The organism is Bifidobacterium pseudocatenulatum DSM 20438 = JCM 1200 = LMG 10505 (assembly GCF_001025215.1).
Classification (GTDB): Bacteria; Actinomycetota; Actinomycetes; order Actinomycetales; family Bifidobacteriaceae; genus Bifidobacterium; species Bifidobacterium pseudocatenulatum.
In genome coordinates this window covers 534,790-547,706 of sequence record NZ_AP012330.1, presented here as the reverse complement: position 1 = coordinate 547,706, position 12,917 = coordinate 534,790, and the positions used below count along the sequence as shown (strand labels likewise).

General features: G+C 57.0%; 11 protein-coding genes. 1 reads left to right on the top strand and 10 read right to left on the bottom strand.

Translation table 11 applies throughout. The annotated features are described in order from the left end of the window. Positions 1–2: 2 nt before the first annotated feature. From BBPC_RS02250 to BBPC_RS02205, 10 genes are all read right to left on the bottom strand, one after another. The gene (locus tag BBPC_RS02250) at positions 3–554 is read right to left on the bottom strand and encodes a DUF3180 domain-containing protein (RefSeq protein ID WP_003835630.1); all 552 of its coding nucleotides are present in this window, start codon (positions 552–554) and stop codon (positions 3–5) included. Continuing rightward, positions 551–2,074: a 2-amino-4-hydroxy-6-hydroxymethyldihydropteridine diphosphokinase gene (gene folK, locus BBPC_RS02245; protein ID WP_033524217.1), complete on the bottom strand. Its 1,524-nt coding sequence runs from the start codon at positions 2,072–2,074 to the stop codon at positions 551–553. Before folK ends, BBPC_RS02250 begins: the two co-directional genes overlap by 4 nt. 95 nt (positions 2,075–2,169) lie before the next feature. Further along, positions 2,170–3,048, bottom strand: coding sequence for a dihydropteroate synthase (gene folP / locus BBPC_RS02240; RefSeq protein ID WP_004219858.1), 879 nt, complete (start codon positions 3,046–3,048; stop codon positions 2,170–2,172). Positions 3,049–3,111: 63 nt separating this feature from the next. Beyond that, the gene (gene folE / locus BBPC_RS02235; RefSeq protein ID WP_003835624.1) at positions 3,112–3,750 is read right to left on the bottom strand and encodes a GTP cyclohydrolase I FolE; all 639 of its coding nucleotides are present in this window, start codon (positions 3,748–3,750) and stop codon (positions 3,112–3,114) included. Further along, entirely contained in the window at positions 3,750–5,852 is a 2,103-nt protein-coding gene (ftsH, locus tag BBPC_RS02230; protein ID WP_003835622.1) for an ATP-dependent zinc metalloprotease FtsH, read from the bottom strand. Before ftsH ends, folE begins: the two co-directional genes overlap by 1 nt. After that, positions 5,849–6,412, bottom strand: coding sequence for a hypoxanthine phosphoribosyltransferase (gene hpt / locus BBPC_RS02225; protein WP_172620094.1), 564 nt, complete (start codon positions 6,410–6,412; stop codon positions 5,849–5,851). Before hpt ends, ftsH begins: the two co-directional genes overlap by 4 nt. Beyond that, a complete protein-coding gene (gene tilS, locus BBPC_RS02220; protein WP_004219859.1) occupies positions 6,399–7,493 on the bottom strand; it encodes a tRNA lysidine(34) synthetase TilS in 1,095 nt (364 codons plus the stop codon). The genes hpt and tilS overlap by 14 nt, the downstream gene beginning before the upstream one ends. 4 nt (positions 7,494–7,497) lie before the next feature. Beyond that, positions 7,498–8,943 (bottom strand): D-alanyl-D-alanine carboxypeptidase/D-alanyl-D-alanine-endopeptidase, encoded by a 1,446-nt coding sequence (locus tag BBPC_RS02215; RefSeq protein WP_004219861.1) that lies wholly within the window; start codon positions 8,941–8,943, stop codon positions 7,498–7,500. Positions 8,944–9,023: 80 nt separating this feature from the next. Then, positions 9,024–10,247, bottom strand: a complete 1,224-nt coding sequence (locus tag BBPC_RS02210) for a glycosyltransferase family 2 protein (RefSeq protein WP_004219862.1) — start codon at positions 10,245–10,247, stop codon at positions 9,024–9,026. Beyond that, complete coding sequence (locus BBPC_RS02205) at positions 10,247–11,785, bottom strand: AI-2E family transporter (protein WP_004219863.1); 1,539 nt, start codon at positions 11,783–11,785, stop codon at positions 10,247–10,249. The genes BBPC_RS02210 and BBPC_RS02205 overlap by 1 nt, the downstream gene beginning before the upstream one ends. A 54-nt stretch (positions 11,786–11,839) precedes the next feature. Between BBPC_RS02205 and BBPC_RS02200 the strand changes: the two genes are divergently transcribed. Next, complete coding sequence (locus tag BBPC_RS02200; protein WP_004219864.1) at positions 11,840–12,763, top strand: glycosyltransferase; 924 nt, start codon at positions 11,840–11,842, stop codon at positions 12,761–12,763. Positions 12,764–12,917 lie beyond the last annotated feature (154 nt).

The following is a 12,917-nucleotide window of genomic DNA, read 5'->3' as shown; positions in this document are numbered from 1 at the left end:
AATCAGACTTTCGATTGTGTCGCTGATTTGGTAGCCGCGGCCGCGTAACGATTGCGTTGCGTGGCCGTTTTCATTTTCGGACTTTCCGGGCCGTCGATTGGTGGGATTTGGCACAGCCACTCCCCCACAATGCCAATGATCATATCGATTATGCATACGATTGCCGCGATCGCGCATTCGAGGATGGCTTGGCTGTAGAACGCTGCCTCACCATGCGGCAGGCTCATGATGAGCTGCCCACCATACCAGCCGGCTAACGACGCTCCTGCCACGCCCAACGCTTTGCACGACACCAGTGTGGCGAACGCCTTCTGCGGGTCCAAAGGTTTCAGCTGCGCGCGTTTTTCGGGATCTGTGGTGGTGTATTTGTGGATCTGCAATGCCATATAAAGCACGACGAATCCCAGAATCGCCAACACCACGGGCACAATCCATGGAGCGCCGACCAATGGAAAACCTGAAATCTCGCCATATTTCGCCAATCCTATTCCGGCAAGCAATCCTAATGCGGCAGCGAGAACGTAGCACCACCAAGGGGTTCTGCGCGCTTTCATAGCGTACCTCCGATAATCCAATTGTCGGTCAGCAGTCCCACCTGCGCGGCATCGGGGGCCATGGCTAGCAGGAATGATACCGGATCCTTACCCAGTCGTGCATCGGGATCCATGTCGAGCCATGGCGCAAGCACTGCGGCATGATTGCGTGCGGTGGGCCACGGCACCTTGCAGTCGGGTTCGTCGCATTCCACGCCTTCCATGTCGATCAGGTCGAGATCAAGGTCTTCGCCAATGGAGGCTTCCACATTGCCTAATGCTTCGATCAGATCATGGGCGCCCATGCGCGTGGAAATCTGGATTACCGCAGCCATTTTGTCGGGGAGTCCGTCGAGTTGGCTCACATGGTAGAGGGGTGAGATGCCCTCGACTTGGTTGCCGGGAATGCCGTCCAACGTGACGATGGCCATGCGGAACTGCTGTTCGGCATCGGTTGCTGGGCTATCGAGTGAGATCACCGCACGTTTCGATGCGGGTTCTAGCTGTGCAGAAGCAAGTGCCGCCGCTTTGGCTGCGGCGGTTCCTTCCGGCAGATCGCTGGAATCGATCGCACCATACGCTTCGTCCATATCATCCGCATCGCCCGCATTATTGGCATCGCAGGCAAGGTCGTCGATACCGTAGCCGGTCGGGCTTCCCACCATCCAATCATCAGCGATTTCGTCGATATGGTCGCGGTCGGATGCCTCGTGCAATAGCTGGGCCACGGAACCGGCATGTTCACCCGACAATTCAGCGTCCGGCTCGAGTGCCAGCCACGGCCCCAGCACAAACGCACGCTGCCATGCACGGGGGTGAGGCAGCGTCAGATCCGGATCATCGTTGCTCTGCCCGTCAAAATCGATGATATCCAGATCAAGTGTGCGCGAAGTCCAATGGTCAGTACGCACTCGACCATGTTCGACTTCGATGCGCTGCAGTCCTCGCAGCAGTTCCATTGCCGACAGTTTAGTGGTCACAGAAACAACCGCATTGTAAAAATCGGGGGTACCATCGGGCATACCCCACGCATCAGTACGGTACAGCGGCGAAACGCCCGTAACCTGAGTGGATGCCAGTCCGTCGATCGAACGCACCGCGTCACGCAAGGTGGCCGCCACATCGCCTTGGTTACCACCCATGGCAATAATGGCATGATGCACTTGCGATGCAGCCGAAGTTGTTTCACGGGAACGTTCCACGGTTACGCTCACGTCGTCGAATGGTACGACGATTGGCGCGCTCGGCTTGTGCACGGTCACCTGCGTCTGTGCCACGGCAGGATATTCAAGAATCATGCTGGCGATGCGATCAGCGAGTTTTTCAATGAGATCGACATGTTCGCCTTCGATGATGGCGACTATTCCTTTGGCGATGGCACCGTAATCGACGGTGTCCCGCAGGTCGTCGGAATACCCGGCTGGCGCAAGATCAAGAAACAACGTGGCGTCGACAACGAACGTTTGCGCACGCTCATGTTCGAAATCAAGCACTCCGTGTTTGCCGACCGCGCGAACGCCAGTCAATCGAATCTGATCCATGCCAGCCTTTCTTTGCATATCTCAAGGTTTAATGGTGGAAATGCGTTGCCGCACCTACGCTGTCGGGAACGCACGACGTATGCGAGCACCGTGCATCAGTCGTTAGCGAAGGCACGCCACGCGTTGCCGATCGCCACCGCATCGCGGCTTTTCTTCACGTCATGCACGCGCACGGCCCACGCTCCATGTTCGGCACATAGGGCGCTGATGGCGGCGGTCGCATTGTCTTTGCTATCCATGTTTGGCTTGTCAATACCAGCATCGGCAAGCGCCGCGCCGACGAATCGTTTGCGCGAGGCTCCAATCAGCACCGGATACCCGGTAGTATTGAACCTCTCCAATGCCGTCATCAGCGGGAAGTTATGCTCGACGCTCGGTTTGGAGAATCCAAGACCCGGATCGATGATGATTTGTGACGGTGAGACGCCTGCCTGAAGCACGTCGTCGACCTGCTTCATGAGTTCGTCATACACGTCATCCACCACGCCATTGGCGTACACGGACGTATCAGCGTCAGGCACGTCGCCTGCGGAGCCGGCAAGCCAGCCGCGCCAATGCTGCACAATGTAAAGGCTTTCCGAATGCTCGGCCACCACATGGGGCACTTCGCGGTCCAGCCGACCGCCGGACACATCGTTGATGATTTGCGCACCATGCTCCAACGCCATGCGAGCCACCGATGCGCGTGTGGTGTCGATTGACAGCACCGTACCTTCCGGAATCAACGTATCCACGGCACCTAGCACGCGGGTTTGCTCATCTTCCTCACTGACGCGTTTGGCTCCGGGGCGAGTGGATTCGGCACCGATGTCGATGATGTCAGCCCCATCCTTCATCATCGCCTCGCCGTGCGCTTTCGCATTCGCGGGATCGAGCCACAGCCCTCCATCGGAGAACGAATCCTCCGTAATGTTGAGCACGCCCATCACCAGAGTACGGTCACTATCATGAATCGCTTTCATATCAATGGTCATCCGGTTTCCCCTCCTATATCCGGTTATTGTTATTTACGATTCGACTTGCTGCGGCCGCGTCGATCACGAATGCTGCGACAGGATCAGGCTCATGGCTTCGGCTCGCGTCGTCGCGTCTCGCATGCAGCCGCGCACCGCCGACGTGACCGTGCGCGATTGCGCCTTCTTTACGCCACGCATGGCCATGCACATGTGGTCGCATTCGGTGACCACGATCACGCCACGTGCTTCGATGCCTTCCATCAGCGCGTCGGCCACCTGTTGGGTGAGGCGTTCCTGCACTTGCGGACGTCGGGCATACAGTTCCACCAGTCGGGCAAGCTTGCTTAAGCCCGCCACTTGGCCGTTTGACGGAATATAGCCGACATGGGCCACGCCATGGAACGGCAGCAGGTGGTGTTCGCATACCGAGAAGAGTTCAATATCGCGTACCAGCACCATTTCGTCAGTATCGACTTTGAACTTGGTTTTGAGCACTTCCTCGGGGCCGTGGCCAAGGCCTGCGAACAGCTCCTTGCAAGCACGCCCGATACGGTCTGGGGTGTCGAGCAGGCCTTCACGGTCCGGATCTTCGCCAATGGATTTTAAAAACAGACGTACCGCCTGGCGCACGCCTTCCTCGTCATAGCCGACAGGCCCGGCCGTATGGGCGGCACGGGCCTTGTCATCGAAGAGGGTATCGAATGCTTCGGTATCACTCATCAGTTGGTCAATCCTGCGCTTTTCTTCAGGGATTCGGGAATCGGAACCGGCGGAATGTCGGAATCCGGGCGCTTGCTGTCACTCAGCCACACTTCACGCTTCGGTGCCTTCTTGACATTAGCGAAGATTTCCGCGAGCTCCTTTTCGTTGAGTGTTTCCTTGACGAGCAGCTGACGTACAAGCTCGTCAAGAATCTCACGATTCTCGTTGATGACGTTCCACGCTTCGGTATGCGCGGTTTCCACCAGTTTGAGCACTTCTTCGTCGATGATTTCGGCGGTGCGTGCGGAATACTTGTGGTTCAGCGATCCAAGGTCGCTCTGCTCGTCATCAGACCACTTGATGGCACCCAGTTTGTCGGAGAAACCGTAGTCAAGCACCATCTGACGTGCGATGTTCGTCGCCTTTTCGATGTCGTTGGAAGCACCGGTGGTCGGATCGTGGAACACGACCTCTTCCGCGGTACGACCGCCCATAGCGTACGCCATCTGGTCGAGCAGCTGGTTGCGCGACATGGAATAACGATCTTCGGTAGGCATTACCGCGGTGTAGCCAAGCGCACGGCCACGCGGCAGAATGGTGACCTTGGTGACCGGATCGGTATCGTTCATGGCGGCTGCCACCAGCGCGTGACCGCCCTCGTGGTATGCGGTGTTGCGCAGTTCGTCGAGCGCCATGCCCTTGGAACGGCGCTTCGGGCCCGCCTGCACGCGGTCGATGGCCTCATCGATGGCACGATTGTCGATCAGCTGCGCACCGGCGCGGGCGCACAACAATGCAGCTTCGTTCAGCACATTGGCCAGATCGGCGCCGGTGAAGCCCGGCGTACGCACGGCAATCATATGCAGATCGACGTCAGGCACGAACGGCTTGCCCTTGGCATGCACCTTCAAAATAGCCTCGCGGCCTTCCAAATCAGGCGCTTCGACGGCCACCTGACGGTCGAAACGGCCCGGACGAAGCAGTGCCGGATCAAGCACGTCGGGGCGGTTGGTCGCGGCGATGATGATCAGATTGGTATCGTTATTGAAGCCGTCCATCTCAACTAGCAGCTGGTTCAGCGTCTGCTCACGTTCGTCGTGGCCACCGCTCATACCGGAACCGCCACGCTTACGACCGACGGCATCGATCTCATCGATGAAGATGATGGCCGGAGCGTTCTTCTTGGCCTCATCGAACAGGTCGCGCACACGGGATGCGCCAAGGCCCACGAACATTTCCACGAAGTCGGAGCCTGCCATGGAATAGAAAGGCACGCCGGCCTCGCCCGCGATGGCTCGTGCCAGCAGCGTCTTACCGGTACCTGGAGGACCATACAACAGCACGCCACGCGGAATACGGGCGCCCAAAGCCTTGTAACGAGACGGATCCTTCAGGAAGTCCTTGATTTCTTCGACTTCCTGTACGGCAGCCTCTTCGCCGGCCACGTCGGCGAACTTGGTGGTCGGAGTCTGGCCTTCGAGCAGCTTGCCGCTGTTCTTCTTACCGCCCATACCGAACATGCCGCCGGCACCGCCCATACGGCTCATCATGAACCAGAACAGACCAAAGATAATGAGGAACGGCAGTAGCGAGGTCAGCAGATACGTCCAAATGCTGCTCTGCTGCATGGTCGCCGTCCAGCCCTTGACCGGATCAGCCTTCTGCACGGCCTTGACCACGGTCGCGGACTGCGCGTACGTGTAGTAGAACTGCACGTTTTTGCCGTAGTTCTTCATACGCCCGGTATCAGGGTTGGTAGCGGAGTAGTCGCTCTTAAGCTTGAGCTTGACCTGCTGGGTGTTGTCTACGATCTGCGCGTATTCAACATTGTTGCCGTTGAGGATCTGCAGACCATCCTTGGTGTCGATGGTCTGGGAACCGGTTCCGGCGAAAATCTGGAACATGGTCACGGCAAGCAATGCCACAACCACAACCCACAGCCATGGGGACTGCCAGAACGGACGCGGACCGCCATTGGATCCGTTGCCGTTGGACTTATCGCCGTTGCCGTTGGAATCTTTGCCATTGCCGGCATTATTGTTGCGTCCAAACGGATTGGTGAACGGGTTATTGCCGCCGCCGTTGTTATTCGGCGACTGTCCCGGACCAGGAAAACTCATGCCTGACCTCCTTCATACACTTCCGGCTTCAGCACCGCGATCGAATCAAGGTTGCGGTATCGCTCGTCATAATCCAAGCCGAAACCGACCACGAATTCATCGGGAATCTCACGTCCCTTATATTTCACAGGAACATCCACCTTACGGCGCGCCGGCTTTTCCAACAGCGCAAAAATCTCCACGGAAGCGGCACCGCGGCTCTTGAGTTCATCGACGAGCCACGCCAACGTGACGCCCGAATCGATAATGTCTTCCACAATAAGCACGTGACGACCGCGAACATCGGTGGACAGATCCTGCCGCACGGTGATCTTGCCGCTCGATTGAGTGCCGGAACCGTAGCTCGACAAGCTCATGAAATCCATCTCCGCCTGGATGCTCATGGCCTGTGAGAACGCCGCAAGCGTGTTCACTGCACCCTTGAGCACGCAAACCAGCAGCGGGTTCTTGCCACGGTAGTCTTCACTGGCCTGAGCAGCAGCATGGTTGATGATGTCGGCAATCTCTTCTTTGCTGATCAGCTCGTGATCAATATCTTCTTGTACGTCAGCGATTCGCATGCCCACCATCTTGGCACACGCGAATGACGTGTTTCTGGCGATATGCTGAATATCCGCTGGGAAGATTCACACCTTTCTGGCCGTGCCAGTCGCAGATCAGCCTGTCGATTCCTTCAACCTGCCGTGCCATGCACGAAATGCCTGCTTCTGCAAGCGAGCGTACAATCACCCGTCTTCTGATGGCAATGTCTTGCGATTGCAACGCACGCGCGTCGATGATTATCTCGCCGTTGTTCACGGTTACGCCCTGTTCGCACACGCGTTGCGCCACACCGTCAAGATATGCGCGATCGTCTTCGGCAAGCCTCGCTCCAAGCGCAAGTTTCGACACAACGTCGCTTCCCGCAAATGATTCAAGATATGGCATGAGATCGTGCCGTATTCGGGATCGCAGCGGATAGTTCGCGGGAAGAGGCTCGTTTCCGCCCGAATTCCCCACATCCGGCCCATTTGTGGGATCGTCCCACCAGGCAAGCCGCAGATCCTCGCAGATGCCGGTGGTTTCTTCGCGGGTCATATTCAGCCACGGGCGTAGAAAACGCACCCCGTCTCGTATGAAGGAACCGTTCATACCGCAAACCGCATCGAGGCCCGAGGAACGCAACAAACCGATGATCACGGTTTCCGCCTGATCGTTTTTCGTATGAGCCAGCAGCACGGCCGAAGCGTCGGAACATGCGTCGACAATCGCATGGTAGCGTGCTTCACGCGCCGCTGCCTCAACACCGATGCCGCGGGAGTCGGGTACGTCAATCGCACGAACACGAACTGGGTCAAGACCCAACGCAACACAACGATCGGCGGTTGTTTGCGCGACCCCGGCAGAGCCTTGCTGCAACTGATGGTCGATGATAATCGTCCCGCATCGCAATCCCAATGAAGCGCATGTTTTCGCAGCAACCGCAGCCAACGCCATCGAATCGCGGCCACCGGAACAGGCCACCATAATCAGAGGAGCGTCCGCATCGGGCGTGTGCTCGCCATGGCGGGCGAATCGGGCATCCTGCAATCCAAATCCGGCCGATTTCAGCGCGGCCCGCAACTCACCGACACCCTTACGCAAACGAGACGAATACACCATGGCATCACAGCTTCGGCAGCGCGGCCACAAAAGTGTCGATAGCGGATTTCGCGGCCTCGAAATCATCGGGATTATTGACAATCACGGCAAAGCTCAACGCGCCTCCGTTGTGACGCGACACATTGCCGGTCATGGAGGTCACATCTCCCAAACTGCCGGTTTTGACACGGATGAGACCAGCCTCGTTGTCATCGTTCAAACGATTCGCGGCAGTGCCCACGAACCCCACGACCGACAGTCCTTCGGCAGCGGCAGCTCCGGCACCGCTCGTTAGGTTGCGTTGCTGCACTTCAAGCAGGGTACGCGCGGTGAGTTTGGACTCCTCGGACAGACCCGAACAGTTGAGCATGATGAGACCTTCGGTGGAGATTCCCTGCTGAACCAGCACCTGTTCGACTGACCGCACAGCCCCGGTCGGCGAATTGTCGGCGCCGAGATGCAAAGCCAGCAGTCTGCCGAATTCCTCAGCCAAGGAATTGTCGGAATGCCGAAGCATGAACGCCATGATCTCATTCAGCGATGCGGAACGCACGGCCGCGATGGGACTGGTGCCCTCGGGGACCGTTCCCTGTTCCACGGAAGAGTTCACGGCAATGCCGTGTTCAGCCAAGCGTTGCGCGAACACCTGTGCGGCCTCGCGGGCTGGCTGCGTGCTCAAAGCTGGATATGTGCTGAACATATCGGGATCGGCGGGATCGGCACCGTTCCAATTGCGCCCGCCGTCCACCGCCATGGACGAGGTCGGCGCGTAGTACACGTGGTTTGAATCGAGTTCGGCGATGCCGCTTGGCCAACGGTCGTTACCGAACAGGGAATCATCGTAGACAAGCGTCACGGAAGTGATGCCCCGCTGACGTAACGCTTGGGCCGTGTTCGCGGCAAGCGTTCCCAATCCAGCACGCCCATTGATATGCGACGAATCGGACGCACCGGCACCGAGCAGCATGTCGCCATTGCCTTTGAGCACCAATCGCGAAGTGCCGTCCTCGCGCTGTTCCAGATAGGTTTGCGTGTCCAGAGTCTCGCCCATGTCAAGCGTGGTCGCCACCGCATATGCCGTCAACGTTTTCATGGTGGATGCCGGCGTATACGACTTGTCGAGAGCATGCTCGGCGACCACATTGCCGGCCGCATCGGCGATGGCGATGGCATATTCGTCACCGAAGTCGGAGGCGGCCGTTTCGAATTGGCTGATCAGCGCCTTCGCCGCAGCTGCGTCCACGGTCTTTGAAGCGTCAAGCCCTCCGATCACCGTTGCCGCAGGAACGGCGTTGCCCGGCGTCTTGGCGGTGATGTGTTCGACCTCCTGCAGGGTAAGAACACCCGGCAGCTTGTCGAAAATGTCGGCCACGACATAACCAACGCACAATACCGTAGTGAGCGCCACGGAAAGCGCCACCGTGATGTATCGACGACGTTTCACATGCCGGTATTCAGCCGAATCATCCATGGAACAGCAACACTCCAGTCATAAGCAGAAATCGAAATGAAAACGAAAAAGCAGGAAACGCGAAAGCCAGCGAAAGAACGTCATCCTTTATGCTCGATTGGCTTCCATTCTGACTTGGCGAACATCGCCTGGAACGAGATCGGCACATAGCTGAACATGTAGATCGGGAAGCTCAGCACGTACGCGAACAGCTCCTTGTTGGTGGCACCAATCTGATCGCGTTCCACAATGATCGTCAACGCGGCCAACGCCATCATGCCGATCACCGACGTCACAATGCCGGACGTCCAACCGGCCAACGAGCTCAACTGGCTCTGCCATGTAACGAATCCGCATGCGGCAAACAGCAAACCAAGTAGAATGCGCACAATACCGATCACCGTGAACGGACACAACAACAGCGTGAAATCAACGGCGGAGAAATCACGTTCCCTGATGGCACGTTTGATCAAAGCCGGCCCGTAATAACGGAACACTTGCAGGAAGCCCTTGCTCCAACGCAAACGCTGACGCCAGCTCTGCGCGAAGGTGACAGGCTGCTCGTCATACAGAACCGCAGTACCGCAGTAGCCGATGCGGTCACCGTGCAGCAAGGAATCCATGGTGAATTCCAAATCCTCAGTCAGCAAATGGAATTTCCAACCATTATTGCGACGCATGATCTCCCGCGAGAACATGAAGCCAGTACCCCCTACATGGCAGCTGTTGCCGAGCCACATGCGCGAGGCCGACAGGAATCGAGATTCACGAATGAACCACAATGCAGAACCGGAAGAGACCCAATTGTCAGACAAATTCACGGAATTGCGGTAGCTGGTGAGAATCTTGAATCCCGACTGGAACGCCTTGTTCATCTCTTCGACGTAATGCTTGTCGAGCTTGTTGTCGGCGTCGAACACGAAGAACGCATCGTACGGGTCGGATGCACCGGAATCGTTCATCTGATCGAGCAGATACGTCAGCGCGTAGCCTTTGCCCACAAGCTCCTTGTTGAAGCGTTCGATCACATGGCAGCCCATATTGCGCGCCACTTCGGCGGTATTGTCGGTGCAATTGTCGGCGACAAGCCAAATGTCGACCAGTTCGGTCGGGTAGGTCTGCGTTTGGATGCAGGTAATGAGGTTGCCGATGACGTTCGCCTCGTTTCGTGCGGAAATCAGCACCGCGTAACGCTTGTCCATCGGCGCGTCGGGAAATTTGATCGGCTTGGTGAACAGGGAGATGAGAATGCACACCGCCTGATAGACCACCCCTGCGCCACCGACGATGACCAGCAGAATGTCAAGTACGCTCAGCAGTACCATTAACGCCACCTACTTCTTGGATTGTCATCCGCGTTTTTCGTACTTCCTTCAGCTTCCCGCGACTCGCCGTTCTTCCGTTCATTGCCGGATTCCGGATTTTCGTTGGATTCCTGAGATGTGTTTTCACTCTCAAGACCCTGCAATGGCTTGCGTTCCGTTTTGTCCAACACGTGCTTCGGGATGGCGACGGTTTCGTCCGATTCCAGCGATTCCTCGGAACGGGTGATATTGTACGCCTGCTCCTGCAACTGCCGCACTTCGTCGGGAATAGGCACATGCGCACTGGATCCCTGCACCGCGCGAGGCATATTGTGCAGATGCTCGCTGAGTACTTCGGCACCTTCCACCAGCTTCGACTTCTTTTCAGGCACCGGATCGTCCATCAGCGGGGAATCGACCAGCTCGTACCGCTTTGTATAGGTGCGGAAGATCGTCTGCACGGATGCGACCACCGGCAATGCGAGGAACGCGCCCAACGCGCCGAACAGCGAGGTGAACGCCAGCACCGCGAGGAACGCCACGGCATCGTTCACATCCATGGTGCGCTGGGAGATCTTCGGCGCGAAAATCAGATTCTCGATCTGCTGATACACGCAGATAAACACCAGCACCGCCACGGCCTGCCACAATCCGCAGCTACCCCATGCGAACAGCACTGGCAACGCGCCGCCGATATACGTACCCAACATAGGAATGAACTGCGAAACCACACCGCAGAACAGCGCCAACGGTAGCCAATAGGGCACGTGCAGCAGCATCAGACAGATTCCTGTGAAGAACGCGTTCAGCAACGCGAGAATGGCGCGGGAGAACAGGAACGACGAGATCTGGCTCTGGCTCACCGTCCATACGAACAGGAATCGCCGCTGAGCCGCCGGAGCCATCCACTGGCATGCGGCACGACGCAGTTTCGGACCAGCCGCTGAAATGTAATACGTGGTCATGATTATCGTCATGAGGTTAATCAGGAACGAAAACAATCCCGACACCGTATTCAGCGCGGTACCCGCGAAATCAGTGACCCACGACGTCTGAATGTTCTTCAGAATCTCATTGCCGAGATTATTGATCTCAGGAAGCTGGAAATTCGCGTACTGACTGGCGAACTGGCACATCTGCTCATACAGGTCGGGCAGACCGTTCACCAAGGCGATCATCTGCTGCACGAACAGGTTGCCGAACAGTGTGAACAGCACGCCGAGCATCACGGCCAGCATCAGCAGCGAGAACAGCGACGCGAACGAACGTTTCCAGCCATGCTTGACCAGCGGCACCACCACCGGCTCCACCGCGAGCGCGATGAACAGCGAGACGATGATGTCGATCACCAGGTATTCGATTTTGCCCCAGCTGCGCCAGCAGAAAGTAAACCCCACAATGGCTATGGCGATGTATAGCAGCGCACGTCCCAGCCATTCCGGTGGTTTTCGGGGATCTCCTTTGGCTGGAAACAGGGTGCCGAGGTCCCATCGCTGTTCGCTGGTGTTCGCACCGTTTTCGCTCTGCGTATTGTTCATTCGCTGTTCGCTGTCGCTCATGGCTCCCTATTGTAGCGATAGGCGTCGTGTACAGGCTGAGCTATTGTGGTAGTTATGCTGAACGTTTCAATTGTCATCCCCGCTTGGAATGAAGAGGAGCGTATCAACGATTGCCTGTTGAATGCCACTAGGCAGACCGTGATGCCCCATGAAGTGATCGTTGTCGACAATCGTTCCACCGATTCGACGGTGGCCATGGTGGAGCAGTTCATCAAAGACCACCCGGAAGCACCCATCCGTCTGCTGCATCAGGATGAGGAGCAGGGGCTGATTCCGACGCGCGATTATGGTTTGAACCACGCCACCGGCGACATTCTGGGCCGTTTCGACGCCGATTGCATGATTCGCCCGGATTGGGTCGAAGTGGTGTCCGGCATTTTCACTGAGGACCCGGAGGCCATGGGTGCCACTGGTCCGGTGATGTATTACGATCTGCCGAGCCGCCATTTTGGTTTGCGTGGGGATAATTCCACACGCAAGCGTATTTACAAGGCCGATGGCGGCCAGCCGTTGCTGTTTGGCTCGAATATGGCGGTCCGCGCTTCAGCTTGGCGCGAAATTTCTGACGAAGTGTGCCGAGACAAGGCCGATGTGATGCATGAGGATATCGATATTTCGCTGCATCTGCTGGGCAAGGATCTGAAAACCGTGTACTGCCCGCGTATGATCGCCGGCATCAGCGCCCGCCGTATGGACACGTCGCTCACGTCGTTCAACAATTACATGCGTCGTTTCAAGAACACGTTCGACGCGCATCCACAGCATTCGCGCAAGCATAAGCCGGAGATTCTGCTCACCGCGCTATATCCGGTGATGCATCTGCTGTATCCGGTATGGCAGAAGGTGCTTGACACCGCCGATATCAATCCTGCGGAGGCGGCGTGGATCAACGAGCAGATGGAATTGGCCGAGCAGGAAGGCCGCGAATGGTACGATGACACTCCCACCGATGAGGAGTGGAGCGAAAAGCACGAGTAATTCCAATACTTGCGATTGATAATCACGGATTATTGTTTACATTATTTCGATTAATCCGTAATTTATGTGCAGATATAAAAATCGTGGTGCGAATGCTTTGTGAAGTTTCGCACCACGATTTTTAATGCTTTCAGCGATGTTCTCTCACAATCGG

Coding starts and splice junctions, on each gene's coding strand:
- hpt (WP_172620094.1), bottom strand. CDS start 6,412: ATGCGAATCGCTGACGTACAAGAAGATATTGATCACGAGCTGATCAGC.
- BBPC_RS02205 (WP_004219863.1), bottom strand. CDS start 11,785: ATGAGCGACAGCGAACAGCGAATGAACAATACGCAGAGCGAAAACGGT.
- folE (WP_003835624.1), bottom strand. CDS start 3,750: ATGAGTGATACCGAAGCATTCGATACCCTCTTCGATGACAAGGCCCGT.
- folP (WP_004219858.1), bottom strand. CDS start 3,048: ATGACCATTGATATGAAAGCGATTCATGATAGTGACCGTACTCTGGTG.
- folK (WP_033524217.1), bottom strand. CDS start 2,074: ATGGATCAGATTCGATTGACTGGCGTTCGCGCGGTCGGCAAACACGGA.
- ftsH (WP_003835622.1), bottom strand. CDS start 5,852: ATGAGTTTTCCTGGTCCGGGACAGTCGCCGAATAACAACGGCGGCGGC.
- BBPC_RS02200 (WP_004219864.1), top strand. CDS start 11,840: ATGCTGAACGTTTCAATTGTCATCCCCGCTTGGAATGAAGAGGAGCGT.
- BBPC_RS02250 (WP_003835630.1), bottom strand. CDS start 554: ATGAAAGCGCGCAGAACCCCTTGGTGGTGCTACGTTCTCGCTGCCGCA.
- BBPC_RS02210 (WP_004219862.1), bottom strand. CDS start 10,247: ATGGTACTGCTGAGCGTACTTGACATTCTGCTGGTCATCGTCGGTGGC.
- BBPC_RS02215 (WP_004219861.1), bottom strand. CDS start 8,943: ATGGATGATTCGGCTGAATACCGGCATGTGAAACGTCGTCGATACATC.
- tilS (WP_004219859.1), bottom strand. CDS start 7,493: ATGGTGTATTCGTCTCGTTTGCGTAAGGGTGTCGGTGAGTTGCGGGCC.